Below are 17,789 nucleotides of genomic sequence, written 5' to 3'. Positions count from 1 at the left end.
CGTAACTCCATTGAAACGGTTAAAGGATGCTCACAAACATCGCAGGCGCTGATAAACTTGCTCCCGGGCAGTTCGGTTGGCGCCGGCTGCAACTGGCGGTAAAGTCATCAGACAAGGAGCTACCGAACTCCTTTCCGAGACAGCAGATCGAAGGGCTGACCGAACTTGCTCTCGAAGGAGAGGGACCTATGCGGGAGGAAGCGGCTCGGGCTCTGGTCGAGATCGCACTCTACCTGCTGCAGGACGGCTCATATGCCGCCCTCGTCCTCGCCTCGGCAGCTATCACGCCAAAGGAAGACTGGCGCCGCGAGGCGCGGCAAGTGGTCGAAGCGACCATTCGCACACTGGATTCCGCCTCATACTACGCTGCGCCCTTTCGTGAGGTTCCGTTCGAGAGGTTCTTTTAATCGACCGCTCGGCATTTGACATACTCAATGACATGAACCGTACAACCTCGGCGAGGAGCCCGTCGAAAAATTAGCCGCCCAGGAGCGAGATCGCCTTCCCGGGGAGTGCGACATTTGTAGGGCTTGCGTCAGAGAGATGGCGGCCAACGGCAGCTTTCGTCAACAGCAGACATTTGCGCTAAGACATCGAAATGACTTCAAGTGGTCGCAAGCTGCTATCGCTGAGTAGTAGATTGAACGGCAGCTATCTGCCTTTCGTCGCCCGCAACCCGACATTCTGCAAACGGCCCCATCCGCTGATCCCTTTTAAGACAAACGACGGTCCCCACTGTGGAGTTTCAGCGCGTTAGCTCTATTCAAATAAGAGGGTCGTGGGTTCGAACCCGTTCAAGGCGTTCACACCAAACTTCTGACGCTACATTTGGGGCACAATAATTCCCGCCGCTCAATGTGCTCCTCTCAATCCACGGCCTGTGACTGAACCGCGGACCCGGTCACGCCCATCTTCAATTTGTGCCCCACGTCGACGATTGCACTGATTGCAGGCACCAGCTCTTCACCGGTAGCGGTCAATGCGTATTCAACAGACGGAGGCGTCGTCGGCTGGATGGTGCGGTTTATAACGCCGCGCGCTTCCAGTTCCTTCAAGCGTTGCGACAGCACCTTTGCGGACACCGGCGGAATATCAAGTCGCAGTTCGCTGAAGCGGCGCGGCCCAGCGCGCAAATGCCAGATCACATTCGGCGCCCAGGCGCCGGCAATGATCGCCATGCACTCGGTCAGCACGCATGGCTCAAGTAGGGCAACGCTTCTGTTTTTCCGGATCTTGAGGCTCATCTGGATCTCCAGTTACCGCAGGGAAACTCAAATATGAAGTAACTGATAGAAACTAAGTTGGCAATGGTAACTCTGGTCCTTAGGCTGCAGGCGTCGATCAACCAACAAAGGTCTAGCAATGTTGCTTTATTTCAAGCCGGGTGCCTGCTCGCTGTCCGTCCGTATCATTCTCAATGAACTCAATCTGCCCTTCGAGAGCGTTGAAGTTGACACGCAAACAGGCATGACGATCGATGGGGCCGACTACCGCGCGATCAATCCGAAGGGCTATGTTCCCGCGCTCCAGATCGAGCCCGGCATCGTGCTGACCGAAAACCCGGTGATCCTGCAATATCTGCCAGATCTGCGACCGCAAGCCGGACTTGCTCCGGCAGCCGGAACGCTCGACCGTATCCGTCTGCAGGAATGGCTCAATTTCACGTCCTCGGAGCTACACAAGGCGTTCGGCCCTTGGTTCAGTGGACGCGCCCTAGAGGAAAATGAGCAGTCCCGGGCCGAAATCAACCTCGCCCGCCGGATCGATGATGTCGAGCGCGGTTTGTCCGACGGGCGGTGCTTCATTCTCGGTCAAACCTTTACCGTGGCGGATGCCTATCTGTTCGTCGTTCTCAACTGGTCTGGCTTTATCGGGTTCGATCTCGCACGATGGCCAAAGGTTGCGGCCCATGTCGCGCGCATCGCCATGCGTCCTGCTGTCCGCGCGGCGCTTGTTGCCGAAGGCTTGCTTCAGGAGGAGACCGCCTAATGAGCACTGCCCTTGAAGACATCCGCGAGACATTAGGCGCATATTTCGACGCTCTCTATTTCTGCGATGTTGATAAGCTGGAGAGCGTATTTCACCCGGCGGCCGTCTACGCGACACCCGACGAGACTCCCTTACTTCATCGCACGATGGCGGAATATTTTCCGATTGTCGCTGGTAGGCAATCCGGGGACTTCCGCAACGATGTCCGCCGCGATCACATCGATGCTGTCGATATCGTCAGCGATAACGTAGCGCTCGCTCGCGTGCGTTGCTCGATTGGAACCCGGGACTTCGTCGATTTCCTGACACTTGTCCGCGTCGACCACGGCAAATGGCGGATCATTGCCAAGATTTTCAACATCATCGAGCCGAAACGATAAAGAGAGGTCGTCGAAATGCCCTATGTGAATATCAAGATAACAAATGAAGGTGCCACCAAGGAACAGAAAGCGGAGCTTATCAGCGGAGTCACCGATCTGCTCGTACGCATCCTGAACAAGAGCCCCGCCACGACCTTCGTCGTCATCGACGAAGTTGAGATGGAGGACTGGGGCGTGGGGGCCTTCCCGTCGCAGACTATCGCAAGACGCTACTCAAACCCTCGTAAAGGTACGAAGTCGTACGTGCAGTCGTAGCTCAGCGCGGCCAGCGGGCATCTCTTGCTGGCCGGCAGTGGGGCGCCCCACCCGCTTTGCCAGTGTTCTCTATCGTTCCGTTGCGCGCCATAAGGCCCGCCGCGTTTGTTCGTCATCTGCGGGTTGGAATGATTTGAGATCGGCGGCGTGTCTGACTGACCCCATAGGCTCCGGTTCAATTGCCGGAGGCAGCGCGCATTGAACCCAAGTCAACCGTTACAGAAGCAGCGTCTCACCTTGATGGGAGGTTGAACTTGTTCCGATCACGGCGCGAACTTTAGCAACCTCAAGGTTCAGCGGTCGGTCGTCACGGTAAAAGGACACAGTCTCGCGAACCCGTTCATAGAGAACTGCAGTTCCCGGTGCTTTTTTGCCGAGCCGGCCTGCAGGTCGTAAGCCTGTATGGCAGCCATGATCTCTATAGCCAGGACGGTGTGCAGATTGTCGATGATCGCCAGTGCCTTGTCGGCCGCCGGCGTCGCATGGGTCAGGATGTCCTCCTGCAGTGCGGAGGTAATGCCCCCATCAAGGCTTGCGGGTGCCGCCAACCGGCGGTTCTCAGCGACGAGTGCCGTTGCCGTGTACTGGATGATCATAAACCCGGATGCGACGCCGCTGGCTCCGGCGAGAAAGGCAGGCAGGCCGCTGACCAGAGGGTTGACCAGCCGGTCGATCCGGCGTTCGGATATCGCGGCGAGTTCAGCGGCGGCCGTTGCAAGGCTGTCCATTGCAAGGCCAAGAGCGGCGCCCACGGCGTGGGCTTGCGAATGCACCTCTGGCGCTTCCGCCGAGCCAGCAACGATCGGATTGTCCGTGACACTCGAAAGTTCCTGATCGACGATGTCGGCGACATGCGTCAAAGCATCACGCACGGCGCCGTGAATCTGCGGTACGGCACGCAGGCTCAAAGGATCCTGGGTGCGGCTTCCGGCCGATTGCGCAAGAAGCGCGCTGCTGGCAAGCCATTGGCGCAGATTGCGCCCGACCAGTTGCAAACCGGGTGATTGGCGCAGCGCCAACGGCATTTCCGCGAAGGGATCGGCTTGCCCCCAAGGTTTTCGTAGGTCATCGCGGCAGCAGCATCGGCCCAATCGGCAAGATGGAACAGACGCGACACCGCCAAGGCACCAAGACCGGTGGCACAAGGCGTGCCATTGACCAGACTGAGGCCTTCTTTTGCCTTCAGGATGAGCGGTGTCCGGCCAAGGCGTTGAAGAGCCTGGGAGCCGCTGAGCAGATCGCTGCCATTGCGGCATTCGCCCTCACCGATCAGTACAAGCCCGATAGACGCCGCATGGGCTAAATAACCAACCGAGCCCTTTGAGGGAATGAATGGCAACATATCCCCATTGAGCAGCGCCAGCAGCGTTTCAATCACCTGAGGACTGACACCGGAATAGCCATGGGCGAAATTGGCGATTTGCGCGGCCATCACAGCCCGCGTCTCCACTGTGCCGAGCGGTTCACCGACCCCACAGGCATGGCTGAGAATGATGTTGCGCGACAGCACCTGCTGGTCATCCCGGCTGATGATGACATCGCAAAGCGCACCGACGCCGGTATTGATACCGTAACCGCGGATCTCGCGTTCGACGAGGGCATCAACGATGGCGCGCGCTTTGGCGATCCGCGTCCACGCGGCGTCCGAAAGCTCAAGCGCCGCACCATTGGCCACGGCAGCTATCTCTTTCCACGTCAAAGGTCCATCTAGGACGATGATATTGGCCTTGTCAGCCATGGGGGACCAGCTCCGCGCCGGCCCGGCGCTGCACGAAACGGGCGACATAATCATCCGCCGGCGTGTTCAGAATCTGGCTCGGCGTGCCGACCTGTACCAGCCTCCCGTCCTTGAGAATGGCGATTTCGGCGCCGATGCGCAGTGCCTCGTCGAGATCATGGGTGATGAAGACGATGGTCTTCGACAGGTTCTTCTCCAGTTGCAGCAGCTGGTCCTGCATATCACTGCGGATCAGCGGGTCTAGCGCCGAAAAAGCTTCGTCCATCAGGATGACGTCGGTATCGGCGGCCAGCGCGCGGGCGAGGCCAACGCGCTGCTTCATGCCGCCGGACAGTTGATGCGGATACTTGTTCTCGTAGCCGAGCAGGCCAACGGTCTCGATCCACTTCATGCCAATGGGATGGGCATCCGTCCTGCTTAAGCCCCGAACGCGCTGGCCGTAAACGACGTTCTGCAGGACCGTGCGATGAGGCATCAAGCCGAAGCTCTGGAACACCATGCTGACGCGGCGGTTGCGGAAGTCGCGCAAGTCGCGCGGCTTGAGATCAAGCACGTTGCCACCATCAACCAGGATTTGGCCGCTGGTCGGCTCGATCAGGCGGTTAATGTGACGTACAAGCGTCGACTTGCCTGAGCCGGAAAGGCCCATGATCACGAAAATGCGGGATGCACCGATCTTCAGGCTGATATCGTTCAGACCGACACTGCATCCCGTGCGCTCGAGGATCTGACCTTTCTCGACGCCGTCACGGGCCATAGCCATGGCTTCGTGCGCGTTGCGGCCGAATATCTTGTAGACGTTGCGGATTTCTATCTCAGCCATTCTGGCCATCCTCCAGTTTGGAGCGGCCGAAGCCCTGCGTGATACGATCCAGCACGATGGCAAGGATGACGATGCCCAAACCGGCCTCAAGGCCCTTGCCGACATCCAGCGTCTGAATGCCGTTCAAGACCTGTTCCCCCAAACCGCGAGCGCCGATCATGGAGGCAACCACGACCATGGACAACGCCATCATGATGGTCTGGTTGAGGCCAGCCATGATCGTTGGCGTGGCAAGCGGGAGTTCGACGCCGAACAGGATCTGCGGTGGACTGCCGCCAAAAGCGGTTGCGGCTTCCACGACTTCGCTATCGACCTGGCGAATGCCCAGATCCGTCAGGCGGATCAGCGGTGGCACCGCATAAACTATGGTCGCCAGAACAGCCGGCACCTTGCCAAGGCCGAAAAGCATGATCGCCGGAATGAGATAGACGAAGCTCGGCATGGTCTGCATCACGTCAAGGACCGGCAAGGTTACGCTGCGCATAAGTCGGCTTTTGGCCAGCCAGATGCCGACCGGCACGCCGATCGCCACGGAAATCAGCGTCGCCATCAGCATCAGCGCCAGCGTCTGCATCGCCAGATCCCAGAGACCAAGGGCGCCGATCGCAAACAGCAGGACGGCAACAGTGACCACAAGCGTGACCTTGCGCGTCGCCTGCCAGGTAAGCGCCATGAAGGCGATGATCATTACCCACCAGGGCAGCCCGCGAAGAATCCATTCGATGAACAGGATGGCCTGTAGAATGGTCTGCGAGATTGCCTTGAAGACAAAGCCGTAATTGACCACCAGCGCCTGGACCGCATCGTTGATCGGCCCGCGGATGGAAATGTGGAAGGCGTCAGGAAACATCGCTCAAGTCCTTGGAATGACCGTCTGGGAAATGGCGTTCGCCCATGCTGCAGCTCGACATAAAGATGCGCAAATGAGGCCGCGCGAATCTCGCGCGGCCTCATGCGACTATTTCAGCGAGGCTTCGATCTTGGCCTTGGCATCGGCAGACACCCATGCACCCCAGACGTCGCCCTTGGTCTTGAGGAACTGGTTTGCGGCAGCAACCGCATCAGCCTTTTCATCGACCATATAGGCGAGGCTTGCATTGACGTCTTCCAGCGGGAACGTTGCCTTTTCAAGGATTTCGATGATCTCCGGTGCTTCCTTGGCAAAGGTGCTGTTGACGCCATAAGCGACTTCGACTGCCGGGAAGGCGCAGCCGGCCTCACGCTTGCCGGTGGCGCTCGTCAGTTCTTTCCAGCATGCTTCGTCGTAAGCTGGCTCCTCAAGCTGGACCAGCTTGAACTTGCCCATTACGGCCGTCGGGCTCCAGTAGTAGAAGAGTGCCGGCTCGCCCTGCAGATAGGCGGAGCTAATTGCTGCATCAAGCGCCGTGCCGGTGCCCGGGCGGAAGTTCACATAAGTTTCCATCAGCTTGTAGGCTTCAAGCTTGGCGGTGTTGACGCCTTCGCAGGTCCAGCCCGATGGGCAATTGAGGAAGCGACCCTTGGAGGGCTCTTCCGGATCCTTGAAGAGTTCCACGAATTTCGGATCGGAAAGTTGCGAGACGCTCTTGAGATCAGGAGCCGCCGCGTTGATGCCGCGCGCTTCATCGCCCTTGACGAGATATTCCGGCACGAACCAGCCTTCGGATGCGCCGACAAAGGTCTTGCCAACCGAAGTGACCTTGCCCGCTGCCGTGGCGTTATTCCACACGTCGGAACGGCCGATCCATTCCTCGGCAAAGATCTGCACGTCATTGTTGGCGGTAGCCTGTTCCAGCGTGACCGAATTGCCAGGAATTGAATCCACCTTGCAGTCATAACCCTTGGAGAGGATTGACTTCATCACCTCGGTGATCAGTGCGCCGCTTTCCCAGTCGATGCCGGCAAAGGTGACGGTCTTGTCGTCAGCACAATAGGATGCAGCATTGGCACCGGTGAAAGAACCGCCAAACATCAAGGCAGTGGTAAGCAGAGTGTATTTCAGTTTTGTATTCAGCATGGAGTTCCCCTTTTGATTTGCTGATGAGTGCGTTATTGGTGGAAGGGTTTGAGGGCGCATCGGGCGATTCTTCCCGAACCGCGCGAGCAGCTCCCAGAAAGTTCACTGTACAACCTTGTCTTTTTGTTATCGGTATTCTCGGATGAAACAGGTGCGGCCAAATGGTTGACTGTGCCGAGCCAGATCTCGCCAGCCCCCTCTGAAACCACTGCAATGTCGGTAAAGCCGTCCATGGCGCGTCGAAACGCCGGAAATTGCGGGGATCGAGAAGAAAAACAACCAAGAGCAACAGGGCCGCGACCGCAACATAACGCGGCGGCGCATCGAAATTCGCTTCAATTGCAGCAGTCAACCGATTGCCAACAATTGCCAAATCATCATCGGATGGCCAGCCTTGCGGTGGCAATCCGTGTTTGCAAAGAAGGTATTGAAACGCTGCCATTTGCGTGACCTTAGCAAGTTGTATAGGGAACATGGCAGAGTTTTTGGAAGCGAGCAAGTGGCCTCGCCGAAACTTTGTGCTTTATTTTTGGTGCATATTTTGTATGCACGTCACTGCAATGCCAGGGAGAAACGAGAATGTCTGAAGGCGACCAAACCATCCAGTCTGCAGGTCTGCGCGACATTCCGCTTTACGAGCGCCTGAAGACAGACATCAAGAAGCGGATCGAGACTGGCGAATGGCCGCCGCATCATCGCGTCCCATCAGAAAACGAGATCGCCGAAACGCTGAATGTCAGCCGCATGACGGCCAATCGCGCCCTACGCGAATTGGCGACAGAAGGGATCATCGTCCGTGTGCAGGGGCGAGGTTCGTTTGTCGCCAACAAGAAGCGCAGCACGCCGTTCATGGGCGTGCGCAACATAGCCGACGAGATTGCCGAACGGGGATCGGTTCACACGGCGCAGGTCATCATTGCCCAGACGGAGATTTGCAGCCACGACCTGGCAGAAACGATGGATATTGAAGTCGGCTTGCCTGTATTTCACTCGGTGATCCTGCACCTTGAGGACGACCTGCCCATCCAGCTGGAAGACCGGTTCGTCAACCCGGCCGTTGCACCCGATTATCTGGGGCAAGATTTTCGCACGACTACACCCAATGCCTATCTGACGGAGATAGCGCCGATCTCCCACACGGAACAATTCGTCGAAGCCATGCTGTCGCAGCCTTGGGAATGCCGGCACTTGGCGATTGTCCGCGCAGAGCCCTGCCTCTTGATCCGCCGTCGCACCTGGTCGTCCAGCAGAATTGTCACATCGGTTCGGCTCCTCTACCCGGGTAGTCGCTACCGGCTGGAAAGCAGTTCATAACGGACACCCATAAGCCTCGTTGTGGGTGCCAATATCGGAGATTGCCTGATCGGGGTTTTGGAACAGATTGAACTTTCAGCGCAACTTTAGTCCTGACGCCGGGAAACAATCTGCTGGGAGCAACAAGCCTCCACAACCAATGCCCAAAAGAAACATTCGCCACTTCATAGGCTGACCCCCAGCTCTCGGTGCGGGACTGTTGCCGGCACTCAGTGTAATCGTCGAAGTGGGGCACTGGCTCAGTTCCGCGTGGAAACCAACAGTCCAACGCAGTTTCGTCGTCGAATACAAATCCGGTCGACAGAAACCCGACCCGAAGTCGAGCTCGATCTGGGGCGAGATCGATCTCAAGTCCGTTGCACGCGATGTCGAGGACGACGCGGTGTCATTTTTGTCGAGTGGGCGAGCAGATGGTTCCGCCAGAGAACTGTCTGTATCGAAAGCTGCGCCAGCTAGACCTTTGTTGACACCGCCGACTGGGCAGCACAAAACTACAACAGTGACCGAGGAGAAGATCATGGCCGACGAAAACGATACGATGACCACGACTGATGCGCCGTCGGTTGCGGAAACGCCAATCATGCCGAAAAAGCAGCACCAGCCGCGCGCAAAAAGGTGAGTCCGCAGGGCGCCTCGGTCACTGATGCAGTGGAACCAGCCGGTACTTCTGCCGGCGCTCCCGAGAAACAGAAGCGCGGACGCAAGGCCAAGTCGATCGAAGGTACTGGTACCGCAAAGCTTGCACCTGTGAAACGCGCTCCGATGGCCTTACCGGCGGCTCCTTTAGCACCGACGGCACCTGCGCTGCCGACAGCTGCAGCAGAGGCGAGTGACGAGATGGCCGATCTCCTGCAGTTGGAAGAAGAGAACCAGAGGCTGCGCAAGCTGCTGGCCGAAAAGCTCCGTGCGGAAAATGCCGATCTGCGCAAGCGCCTCAAGCTCGATTGAGAAACAACTGGCGGCCCATCGCTGGCCGCATTTGCATGCCAACGAGACATATATTCTGGTGGGCGGTCACAGCCGCCGCCAAACTATCCACTCGCAACCTTCCTGCGGGATTCACCGCGAGGTCGAATAAATGGCGTCTCCCTGGAAATTTCTTGCCAGACTTGTGTCGCTGCGACGCCAGCCAAAGCAGGACGACAGCGCGATCGAAGCCGTCAGACCGGACGTCCTGGCGATAGCGGGTCCGACCGAAACCACAGTCGAGGAGAGCGGGCATATTGCCGATCACCTCGTAGGGGAACAACCGCAGCCTGTCGATCGATCTGATGCGGTTCCGATCGCGCCTGAACCATCCGATCAAACCCGCAGCGATGCTGCAGGCATCGAGGAAAACGACAGCGACAATTTGGAACCAGCCTCTGGTACCGTCCTGCTGGATTTCGGCGCAGTCGTTGCTAAGGTCGAAGAGACTGCAAAAACCACGCGCGCCGAGCGGAGAACTCGGCCCCAAAAGGTTGAAGCGGCCGCGGTCGTGTTGCAGGTCTCTCCAGTCGCTGCCTCCGCTTCCGACAAAATGGTCAGCCTTGATGAAGAGATCGCCGTACTCCGGACCCAGTTGGCCGGCAAGCTGCGACTGCAGAACGCTCAGTTAAAGAGGATGCTGGCGCGTTTCGAGCGCTGATCATTTACGATGTCGCTGTCTGTGCAAAATGCCAATCGGAAATCCACAGACAGGATCAAATGCATTGCTGCGGCATATCTCTTTAGTCATACCTCCTCATCTGACGGGCAACTGCGTTCATGGACTGGGTGACCTCTGATGAAAAACAGGACGTTTTGGGTATGGATCTCTGCACTCGCCGTACCCGTTGTTTCGTTGATCGCAGTTCAGATCGATACGAACTCTGGAGCATCTATCGGCGGTGGCGGCTATGATCTTGGTCCGTTTCTATATTCCTGGCTGTTGATCATAGTCACAGCCGGTTGGTCGCTGTGCGCTTTTACGGCCGCGTTAATTCATCGCGGCGGTCCAGCTTCTATGCGGGCCGTCGGCCTGACCGTTATTGGATTTGTCACATTCGTCACTGTTCTGCTTCTGTATCGACAGATACCTTTCCTAGAATAATCGGGAATCCGGGCAAAATTCGTCCTGTGTCCGGCGAAGCTCAAGATTCATAAAAGCAGGAGCCGGTACAGTTTTTGACGGATGCTGGCTTGAAAGCTCGTTTGTTCAAAGGCTTGTAGATTTCAGGTGTCGGCCAGACTGGGATTACGGGTTCAATTCCCTTCAAGGCGATCGATGATTTTAGAGTGCCTTACTCATCGACCAAGAGGTGCGCTCCGCGATGAATTCCGCGAACGGTTTGACGTTCATGTGGATGCTCGCCTGTTCGAGGCCGGCCAAATAAGTTGACCGATCCTCAACCCTAACCACTGCCCATGGAAACCCACCCGAGGCGAACATGGCGTTCATCAGGAAGCGCGCCATCCGTCCGTTGCCGTCAGGATAGGGATGAACATAGCCTATCAACCAGTGGCCAAGGACTGCCCTAACCGCTGGCTCGCTTTCCTTCTCCAGTAGATCGAACAGGGTCTCCATTCCATCCGAAACTGCTTCGGAACGCGGTGGTACATGCCATGATCCGCGGAGATATACAGGGTGGTTTCGATGGCCCGCGAGGGCGCTGGGTTTCAGAATACCTGCGGCGACCGAGGGGCCGAACAGTTCGCGGTACCAATCCCTATGTTGCTTACGGATAACGGCTCCTGCCGGTGCGCCGCGGAGAATCTCAGCAACAGATTCCTTCACGCTCTGAAATGCCTGCCAATAACCGCGTGCTGCCAGGGCGTCCCGGTTTTGCCTATCCTGCTGATCCACATCCGGATCCCACCTACCAGCGCGCACGCGATCAATGAGTTCCGGAGTAACGCTGTACCCTTCGATCGAAAGTGAATGGTATGCGTCGTTCTTGTATATGTCCTCGACCGATTTCATGAATTCGGTGGTGTCCGAGGAAGTCCGGGTGCAGCAGGAAAAACATCGAGGACCGCCTGACGCTGGCTTTCCCATATAGCATTGAGACGCGCCACAATGGGAGATCCACCGACAGCTAAGGTGGAGACTTGCTGGTTTTGATCGAACGGGTCGGTCTCTCTAACGTCGTACATCGCGCCTTTCATCGTTTTCAAGATATCGTCGGCGAACTCGCCTTTTCCTATGCGCCGAAATGCCCCGGCCAGACGGCCTGCCACGGCCGAATGCCCTCCGTCGAGTAATCGACCGAGGACACCCGACACATCGCGCATGGATTTCAGCACGATCTGGGCTTCGATAGGTGATCTTTGAAAAAACGCTTCAGCAACTTTTACCAGGGCGGCGTCCGCAGTATAGAACCTCAATCCGTTTTTCTCGACGAGATCCTCGCGCGGTGGTATTTGCTTGGTCTTGAGATCGTAGATGGATGTGCCAAAAAGCAGTGATAAATTGTTGCCCGTTGCCTTTGGACTGTTGACAATCACCTGGGGCGGAATCGCAGTTGCTTCTGCGTGGAGTAGCATCGATTGTTCCGGTGACAGATGCCATTCCCGTCCAAAGCGGTCGTTGCAGTAGAGGGAGCAGAACTCCCAGAATGAAGCGTACCAAAGGGTTGTGTCGCCGTCTTGGGACTGGGGTCCCGTTGACATTTGCCAGCCGCGGATGACTTCTTGGAGAAATCCGCTCCGTGTAAGGCGCTCTCGGTGTAGTCGGCTGAACTCGTCGGACTTGAATATTCGACGCCCGCCATCCTGCAATGTTTTGAGGGCTTGCAGGGCGTCAGCCAACTTTTCATTTGGTGTAGCCATTTTGGTTCTCACGACCTCGTTGTTCTTGCGCGAACTCACAATGCCGCGTCTCATAAGGCAATGCCTGCATCATTGCACGTTTTTGATGTCGTTTATATCCGCGTTTTTAACGTCGAGTCAATACACGTTCAAGGTGATGATTCAATAAGCGTTTTTGATGATGAGTCATAACGCGTCTTTGGTGTCGTGAGTCATCGCAGCATTTCGCGTCGAGCTAAGCAGCCTGCATCAAGATGCAAAAGTGAGCTGGTGGTGATTGGATTCTTACGGCAATGGATCGAACATCGGCGAGCCATCCGCCGCCGTTGGCGGGCAGATGCCAGGCGGCTTGCCGCAACGGACGTGCCTATTACGAGGCGCAGCGAAGAGCCGCCCGCAGCCGAGCACAAGGGAATGCCGGTGAATACTGGCATTGTTGGGGTGGACGGCCTCCGAACGGCATCGAAATGTGCCAAGTTTAGTCGTTGAAGATCTCAAACAAAGGAGCGGTCCGTGGAACAGATTATCCGTATCGGTATGGATACGTCAAAGAGTGTCTTTCAATTGCATGGGGTGAATGCTGCCGAGCAACCGGTCCTGCGCAAGAAGATGCGCCGCAAGGAAATGGTGGATTACTTCACAAAATGCCCGTCGACGGTGATTGCGATCGAAGCCTGCGGTGCCTCGCATCACTGGGCCCGGCTGCTGACTTCGCTGGGGCATGAGGTGAAGCTGATCGCGCCGCAGCTCGTGAAGCCTTATGTCAAACGCGGAAAAAACGACGCCGCTGATGCCGAGGCACTATGCGAGGCGATGAGTCGTCCGACGATGCGGTTCGTTCCGACGAAAAGCGCGGATCAGCAGGCCATACTGATGCTGGTTGGCATGCGCGAGCGCGCTGTCGCGGCGCAGACGGCACTTGCCAATATGATCCGAGGCTATGCGGCCGAGTTCGGGCTGACCGCGGCCAAGGGAATAAGCCATATCTCGCTGCTGCTGGAACGCATCATGGCGGACGGTTTCGTTCCTGATCTGGCGCGCGATTTGTTCGCGTCCCTGGCTGCGGAGTTCGCGCAGGCGAACGAGCGTCTGAAAGCGGTGGATGCAAGGCTGATGGCTTGGTATCGCAATAACGAATGCTGCCGCCGGCTTGCTCAGATACCGGGGGTTGGCCCGATCGGTGCGGTGCTGCTGGTGATGAAGGCGCCGGCGCCGAAACAGTTCGCCTCCGGAAGGCAGTTCGCCGCGTGGATGGGGCTGACACCAAGGGACCATTCGACCGCTGGCAAGGTCAGGCTTGGGGTTATCACGAGAGCCGGGGATGAGGTGCTGCGAAAGACGCTGGTGTTGGGTGCGACCGCGTTGCTTCGCCATGTGAGAGTGGGACGCGGCAAAAACGGCTCGCCATGGCTCATGGAATTACTCAAGCGCAAGGCTCCCAAGCTGGTGGCTGTCGCGCTGGCGAACAAGGTCGCCCGCATTGCCTGGAAGATGATGGTGACCGGAGAGGCATACAGGGGCAATGCGACTCGGTCGGCGCCGGCCTGTGCGGCGTGAAGAACTCAGTCGGCCACGGTGAGCATGATACAGAAGTTACCGTGCGCTGATACGTGAACTTGCAAGAGAACGACAGATGGTATGATCGATCGATCCGAGACGCGAGACACTCCGTTTGGCCCAATGGCCCATGTGGTCGAGGCATTGTTTGGAACTCGTGGTGCGGAACCCATCTTGGCCAGCGTTCATGTGCGAACGCACCAACAGGCCGGACATATGAACGCAAGCGATCCGATCAAATCATTCGAAATAAATTCTTGCAGGTAGGGGGCCGTCCACATATGGGCCAAGGTTGCCAGCGAAGTCGCCGCATCGAACCGCGTGCCGAGATGGACTTCGAGGTCGTCAAGGCGATTGCCGATCAGGAACGTGCCGGTCGCCGCTGAACACATGCCCGGTGCTTGGCGGAAAACATGTCTAGTTGACGCTGTAGCTGTGGTGCAGGTGAAGGCCTGTGCCGAACACCACCTGGCCCTCCGAAGCAAACCAATCCCGCTCTTCATCGATGGCGTCCTGGACCAGGTCCGGATCTCCGTCGATCAACCCTCTGTCGGGGTCGGCTAGCAAGCTGCCGTCGCTCGGTGTCGTTGGGCATTTAACGGTAAGAATGCGCCCGTTCAGACTGGTGTTGGCACCTAATTTGAGATTAGTCGGTGTGATTGCCCGTGCCAAACGCCTTCTGGTTCGGCGATAACCATCTGTAATATAGGGAATTTTCTGATGGAAGCTTGGCCGTAGGCCACCGTCTTTTCCCGGCGGCGAATCTCACATTAAGTGCCAAAAAGTGAAGCCAGAATCTCAAATTAAATGCCAAGTCTCAAATTAAGTGCCGGGCTATCTTGTTGAAACTGTTAGGACTGGAATCTCACGATTAAATGCAAAACAACACCGTACTCGAATTACCGTTAGCCTAGCAGGAACGCACCGTAACTTTGCTACCCTTCGGAGGAAATATAATTTCGCAGCACGGCGGGCTATCAATCCCTCCAAAGATCATAAACTGCAGCGTTATCCTGAACCTCACGGAGACCTTTATAGGACGCGTGGCGCAGATTCAAAACTGAATAGGATGTACCTCAATGGTGGGCGCCAATGAACGACGAATTCAAGAAGCTCTTTGAGTTCAGCCGCGAGATTGAAAAGGCAGGAAATCCTCTTAAGGACCTGCAAGAGACGCTAAGAGTAGCGAGCGGACTTGACCCCGGCGCTGATATGCAAGCCGTGATGAAGGAACTGACGTCTCGTTCAACGGAAGCTACAAGGATGTTTGCGGAGCTGCGCCAGACCCTCGGGGGCGGCGATGCCATCTCGGAACGGGTACGAGGCCTCAGTGGCGCGGTTGCCAAGATTGATCAGGCAAACTGGAAAGGCGACGTGCTCGCCATTCGAGCACAACATGCTCAGTTCTCAGATCAACTGCCCGATCTGCAACAGCAGTTCCTTCTCCCCGATACACAGGCAATATCGAGCGCTGTCGCAAGTTTGAAGCTCATAACTTCGACGATAGCCGAGCTCGGGGGTGCGAAGACGGTCGAAAGCCGAATGGCAGCGATGCGACTTGGCTGGGTCGATATCCACAATCACAAGCGTTCGTTCCAGTCCTTCATCGACCTCCAGGAGGTCGGTCGCCTTTCCACATCGGCATTGTCGTTCAGCGCTGACGTCTCCTCGCGTCTGCGGCTCGAACTTGGTGATTGGCGGGATCCGATCACCTTCAACGTTGCAGAGCTGGAAACGGCCGCCGGGCGCCTCGCATTGTACGACAGCAGGGGCTTTGACCCGCATCTGACGCATTTTTCCGAGCCAGCTTACCATGAAGCTGTTGTGATTGCTGGACTTGCCGTCGAGGAAGATGAACTACCGGCCGACGATGACGATGATTTCGTAGAGCTTAATTCCAGCGCTTATCGGACGCTTATTCGGTTCGAAAGGGAGGTGCGGGCGTTCATCGTCACCGTAATGAGCGGTGCCTTCGGGGATCAGTGGATGAATCAGTTGCCGCCCGTAGTGCGAGACGATTGGCACGCGAAGCGGAAAAGGCGCGTGCGGCAGGAGCCGACGATATGCCGCTGATAGAGTACGCCGATTTCACGCACTACAAACTGATCATCGAGAAGAGCGACAACTGGACTAAGGTGTTTAAACCCGTTTTCGGTCGCAAGGAAGATGTCCAGGAGTCCTTCCAGCGGCTATTTCCAGTCAGGTTGGCAACGATGCATTCCCGTTTCATCACACTTGACGACGACCTCTTGCTGAGATCCGAGACTACCCGTCTGATCAACGCCATTCGCCGCCAGTGATGGTAATCTAGCGATTGGCTTTCGGCCGGGTCATTCCCCTTCAGGCGGACCGTGACGATCTTCGGGCTGTCGCCGCTTCGCTCTACATCGACAATGCCGGAGGCCTCGACAAGATCGGTTAGGCGGGCAAAACCGTAGTTGCGGGCGTCAAAGTCAGAAGATTGTTTTGCCAGGTGGGCGCCGACACGCGCCAGGTTGGCACGGTCGTCTTCGTCGGCCGACGCCGTCACGGCATTCTCAAGCATCTTCAAAGTGTGACGGAAGAGATGGAGAATTGGTAGGCGGTCACCACGTTGGCCAGCGCCTCGCTCAGTGATAGGCTTGCTGAGGCTCATAGCTATGAATGAGGGAGGCTGTGTGGAGCGCAAGATAAAAGAAATGCTCTTTGGCAACAGAGGTAGCCGGGCTGGCGCATTGCCACTGGTGCACACCGCTCCCGCTTACTTCATTCAGAAAATCCTTCAGTCCAAGGAAATTCGGCCACGGCCATGTGACGTTTTTCTCGGCGAGCAGCTTGCTTATTTCTTCGTGGGCCGGCTTTATCTCGCCGGCGATGGTCTGAGGATACTTGGTGCTGACGGCGCGGAGGTCGCGGGCCGGCTTGCCGCGACCGCTTGCCCGTCCGATTTGGGACTGGCCTTTCTAGATCCAAGAGCGGACCTGCGGCGCCTGAAGCGTTACGAGTAGTTCGCGCGCTCCATGGCACGCGCGTTTCCCTGGCCGGGCGCCATGGTCCGCGCGGTACCGGACGAGACGGTGGTCTGTCGCTGCGAAGGCGTTACGGCTCGTCAGTTGCGCGAAAACGTCGTTTATGGTGGTGGCGAGGCGAACCGGGTGAAATCGCTAGCGCGGGTCGGGATGGGGCGCTGCCAAGGCCGGTATTGCCAGCTTTCCGGCGTTGCCGATAAAGCTGGCATAAGCGTCTGCGAGGCGGGCCGGTTGCGCGAACAGGCGCCGGTCAGGCCCCTGCCGATCGGCGCATGGATCCTCGACGCCTGGGAACGCCTGATCAGGCTCTCAGCTCACTTGCCTTCAGCACGCACGCGCAGGCTTCTCGGAGCTCGTCGCGCATCGCTACATGGCTTCCCGTCAGCGGACGATCCGGGCTTGTCAAAAGCGCGATGGGTACGAGAATCCTTTGCTGAAGCGGACGGCGGACAAGGCCTGGAAACTGTTCCCACGGCAAGAGCCCGTCGACGATCGCTACGCCGAACCCGTCCCGAACGAATGGCAGTGCCGTGATGGAGATATCGATCTCGATCGAGGGGTTGAAGACCTGCTTTTCGGCCGCGGCGGCGCTGATCAGCAGCCGACCGGGCAGGGTGTCGGCGCGGTAGGAGATCAGCATCTCGTTCTGAAGGTCGACAAAACCGATCTGTTTGAGTTCTGCAAGCCGGTGATGTTCGGGAACGATGCAGACGAGGTCGCCGTGCCCGAGTGAGCATCAGCACGGATTCGCGTTCGAGATAGGTTGGATCGGTCTGCACCAGCGCAGAGCCTTGGGGATGGTGCAATATTCATTACGGTCGACCGCGAGACCGTTTTCTTCGGTAATGTCGCTTTGTCAAAGCTATTTGGGCATCGGACGTTTTCCTGTAGCGCCGCCTCATATTCGGGCATTGAGCAGGTCATGTCATTGTTTACTGTGATGTTCGCGGCCGCTCAATGA

17 protein-coding genes and 4 pseudogenes are annotated in these 17,789 nt (G+C 57.3%); 12 read left to right on the top strand and 9 right to left on the bottom strand.

From position 1 onward, the window contains the following. Window positions 1-26 precede the first annotated feature (26 nt). The gene (locus P6U16_RS24985) at window positions 27-407 is read left to right on the top strand and encodes a hypothetical protein (RefSeq protein WP_277704146.1); all 381 of its coding nucleotides are present in this window, start codon (window positions 27-29) and stop codon (window positions 405-407) included. A 459-nt stretch (window positions 408-866) separates the two neighbouring features. On the opposite strand, the gene P6U16_RS24980 is transcribed toward P6U16_RS24985, so the two are convergent. After that, window positions 867-1,250 (bottom strand): helix-turn-helix domain-containing protein, encoded by a 384-nt coding sequence (locus P6U16_RS24980; protein WP_277704820.1) that lies wholly within the window; start codon window positions 1,248-1,250, stop codon window positions 867-869. A 112-nt stretch (window positions 1,251-1,362) separates the two neighbouring features. Between P6U16_RS24980 and P6U16_RS24975 the strand changes: the two genes are divergently transcribed. Genes P6U16_RS24975 through P6U16_RS24965 form a run of 3 tightly spaced genes read left to right on the top strand, consistent with a single transcriptional unit; the run spans window position 1,363 to window position 2,624 of the window. After that, entirely contained in the window at window positions 1,363-1,989 is a 627-nt protein-coding gene (locus P6U16_RS24975; RefSeq protein ID WP_277704145.1) for a glutathione S-transferase N-terminal domain-containing protein, read from the top strand. Continuing rightward, complete coding sequence (locus P6U16_RS24970; protein ID WP_277704144.1) at window positions 1,989-2,369, top strand: nuclear transport factor 2 family protein; 381 nt, start codon at window positions 1,989-1,991, stop codon at window positions 2,367-2,369. The genes P6U16_RS24975 and P6U16_RS24970 overlap by 1 nt, the downstream gene beginning before the upstream one ends. 15 nt (window positions 2,370-2,384) lie before the next feature. Beyond that, window positions 2,385-2,624, top strand: coding sequence for a 4-oxalocrotonate tautomerase family protein (locus P6U16_RS24965; RefSeq protein ID WP_277704143.1), 240 nt, complete (start codon window positions 2,385-2,387; stop codon window positions 2,622-2,624). A 216-nt stretch (window positions 2,625-2,840) separates the two neighbouring features. On the opposite strand, the pseudogene hutH reads toward P6U16_RS24965, so the two are convergent. From hutH to P6U16_RS24945, 4 genes and pseudogenes are all read right to left on the bottom strand, one after another. Then, a pseudogene (hutH, locus tag P6U16_RS24960) lies at window positions 2,841-4,362 on the bottom strand (histidine ammonia-lyase). Further along, window positions 4,355-5,185 carry a glycine betaine/L-proline ABC transporter ATP-binding protein gene (locus P6U16_RS24955; RefSeq protein WP_277704142.1) on the bottom strand — a complete coding sequence of 277 codons (831 nt, stop codon included), beginning with the start codon at window positions 5,183-5,185 and terminating at the stop codon, window positions 4,355-4,357. Before P6U16_RS24955 ends, hutH begins: the two are co-directional and overlap by 8 nt. Further along, entirely contained in the window at window positions 5,178-6,035 is an 858-nt protein-coding gene (locus tag P6U16_RS24950) for a proline/glycine betaine ABC transporter permease (protein WP_277704141.1), read from the bottom strand. The genes P6U16_RS24955 and P6U16_RS24950 overlap by 8 nt, the downstream gene beginning before the upstream one ends. Before the next feature lie 108 nt (window positions 6,036-6,143). Further along, window positions 6,144-7,136 (bottom strand): ABC transporter substrate-binding protein, encoded by a 993-nt coding sequence (locus tag P6U16_RS24945; protein ID WP_277704819.1) that lies wholly within the window; start codon window positions 7,134-7,136, stop codon window positions 6,144-6,146. 93 nt (window positions 7,137-7,229) lie between these two features. On the opposite strand from P6U16_RS24945, the gene P6U16_RS24940 reads away from it, so the two are divergent. From P6U16_RS24940 to P6U16_RS24920, 5 genes and pseudogenes are all read left to right on the top strand, one after another. Beyond that, complete coding sequence (locus P6U16_RS24940; protein ID WP_277704140.1) at window positions 7,230-7,631, top strand: hypothetical protein; 402 nt, start codon at window positions 7,230-7,232, stop codon at window positions 7,629-7,631. Window positions 7,632-7,760: 129 nt separating this feature from the next. Then, window positions 7,761-8,495, top strand: a complete 735-nt coding sequence (gene hutC, locus P6U16_RS24935) for a histidine utilization repressor (protein WP_277704139.1) — start codon at window positions 7,761-7,763, stop codon at window positions 8,493-8,495. 226 nt (window positions 8,496-8,721) lie between these two features. Next, window positions 8,722-9,443: pseudogene (locus P6U16_RS24930) on the top strand (transcriptional regulator). A 130-nt stretch (window positions 9,444-9,573) separates the two neighbouring features. After that, window positions 9,574-10,122, top strand: a complete 549-nt coding sequence (locus P6U16_RS24925; RefSeq protein WP_277704138.1) for a hypothetical protein — start codon at window positions 9,574-9,576, stop codon at window positions 10,120-10,122. A gap of 138 nt (window positions 10,123-10,260) precedes the next feature. Then, complete coding sequence (locus P6U16_RS24920) at window positions 10,261-10,566, top strand: hypothetical protein (RefSeq protein WP_277704137.1); 306 nt, start codon at window positions 10,261-10,263, stop codon at window positions 10,564-10,566. Window positions 10,567-10,746: 180 nt separating this feature from the next. Here P6U16_RS24920 and P6U16_RS28555 read toward each other — a convergent pair whose 3' ends face one another. Next, on the bottom strand, window positions 10,747-11,436 hold the full coding sequence (locus P6U16_RS28555; RefSeq protein WP_349017705.1) for a Fic family protein: 690 nt from the start codon (window positions 11,434-11,436) through the stop codon (window positions 10,747-10,749). After that, window positions 11,433-12,338 carry a hypothetical protein gene (locus P6U16_RS28550; RefSeq protein ID WP_349017704.1) on the bottom strand — a complete coding sequence of 302 codons (906 nt, stop codon included), beginning with the start codon at window positions 12,336-12,338 and terminating at the stop codon, window positions 11,433-11,435. The genes P6U16_RS28555 and P6U16_RS28550 overlap by 4 nt, the downstream gene beginning before the upstream one ends. 438 nt (window positions 12,339-12,776) lie before the next feature. On the opposite strand from P6U16_RS28550, the gene P6U16_RS24910 reads away from it, so the two are divergent. Both P6U16_RS24910 and P6U16_RS24905 read left to right on the top strand, forming a co-directional pair. Then, a complete protein-coding gene (locus P6U16_RS24910) occupies window positions 12,777-13,820 on the top strand; it encodes an IS110 family transposase (protein ID WP_277704136.1) in 1,044 nt (347 codons plus the stop codon). 1,092 nt (window positions 13,821-14,912) lie between these two features. Then, window positions 14,913-15,893: a hypothetical protein gene (locus tag P6U16_RS24905; RefSeq protein ID WP_277704135.1), complete on the top strand. Its 981-nt coding sequence runs from the start codon at window positions 14,913-14,915 to the stop codon at window positions 15,891-15,893. A 265-nt stretch (window positions 15,894-16,158) separates the two neighbouring features. Here the strand turns inward: P6U16_RS24905 and P6U16_RS24900 are convergent. Next, a pseudogene (locus P6U16_RS24900) lies at window positions 16,159-16,362 on the bottom strand (OST-HTH/LOTUS domain-containing protein); the annotation flags it as partial. A 295-nt stretch (window positions 16,363-16,657) separates the two neighbouring features. Between P6U16_RS24900 and P6U16_RS24895 the strand changes: the two are divergent. Beyond that, a pseudogene (locus P6U16_RS24895) lies at window positions 16,658-17,116 on the top strand (FAD/NAD(P)-binding oxidoreductase); the annotation flags it as partial. Window positions 17,117-17,129: 13 nt separating this feature from the next. Here P6U16_RS24895 and P6U16_RS24890 read toward each other — a convergent pair. Next, complete coding sequence (locus tag P6U16_RS24890; RefSeq protein WP_349017754.1) at window positions 17,130-17,534, bottom strand: LysR substrate-binding domain-containing protein; 405 nt, start codon at window positions 17,532-17,534, stop codon at window positions 17,130-17,132. Window positions 17,535-17,789 lie beyond the last annotated feature (255 nt).

The sequence above is a fragment of the Rhizobium sp. 32-5/1 genome, assembly GCF_029537235.1.
In the GTDB taxonomy this organism is placed as follows: domain Bacteria; phylum Pseudomonadota; class Alphaproteobacteria; order Rhizobiales; family Rhizobiaceae; genus Pararhizobium.
Note: the sequence above shows the minus strand (reverse complement) of the source record. Positions and strands in the feature narration are given on the sequence as shown.

Excerpts from the sequence above, each read along its gene's own strand:
- P6U16_RS24985 (WP_277704146.1), top strand. The coding sequence starts at position 27 with ATGCTCACAAACATCGCAGGCGCTGATAAACTTGCTCCCGGGCAGTTC.
- P6U16_RS24975 (WP_277704145.1), top strand. The coding sequence starts at position 1,363 with ATGTTGCTTTATTTCAAGCCGGGTGCCTGCTCGCTGTCCGTCCGTATC.
- P6U16_RS24970 (WP_277704144.1), top strand. The coding sequence starts at position 1,989 with ATGAGCACTGCCCTTGAAGACATCCGCGAGACATTAGGCGCATATTTC.
- P6U16_RS24965 (WP_277704143.1), top strand. The coding sequence starts at position 2,385 with ATGCCCTATGTGAATATCAAGATAACAAATGAAGGTGCCACCAAGGAA.
- P6U16_RS24955 (WP_277704142.1), bottom strand. The coding sequence starts at position 5,185 with ATGGCTGAGATAGAAATCCGCAACGTCTACAAGATATTCGGCCGCAAC.
- P6U16_RS24950 (WP_277704141.1), bottom strand. The coding sequence starts at position 6,035 with ATGTTTCCTGACGCCTTCCACATTTCCATCCGCGGGCCGATCAACGAT.
- P6U16_RS24945 (WP_277704819.1), bottom strand. The coding sequence starts at position 7,136 with ATGTTTGGCGGTTCTTTCACCGGTGCCAATGCTGCATCCTATTGTGCT.
- hutC (WP_277704139.1), top strand. The coding sequence starts at position 7,761 with ATGTCTGAAGGCGACCAAACCATCCAGTCTGCAGGTCTGCGCGACATT.
- P6U16_RS24925 (WP_277704138.1), top strand. The coding sequence starts at position 9,574 with ATGGCGTCTCCCTGGAAATTTCTTGCCAGACTTGTGTCGCTGCGACGC.
- P6U16_RS24920 (WP_277704137.1), top strand. The coding sequence starts at position 10,261 with ATGAAAAACAGGACGTTTTGGGTATGGATCTCTGCACTCGCCGTACCC.
- P6U16_RS28555 (WP_349017705.1), bottom strand. The coding sequence starts at position 11,436 with ATGAAATCGGTCGAGGACATATACAAGAACGACGCATACCATTCACTT.
- P6U16_RS28550 (WP_349017704.1), bottom strand. The coding sequence starts at position 12,338 with ATGAGACGCGGCATTGTGAGTTCGCGCAAGAACAACGAGGTCGTGAGA.
- P6U16_RS24905 (WP_277704135.1), top strand. The coding sequence starts at position 14,913 with ATGAACGACGAATTCAAGAAGCTCTTTGAGTTCAGCCGCGAGATTGAA.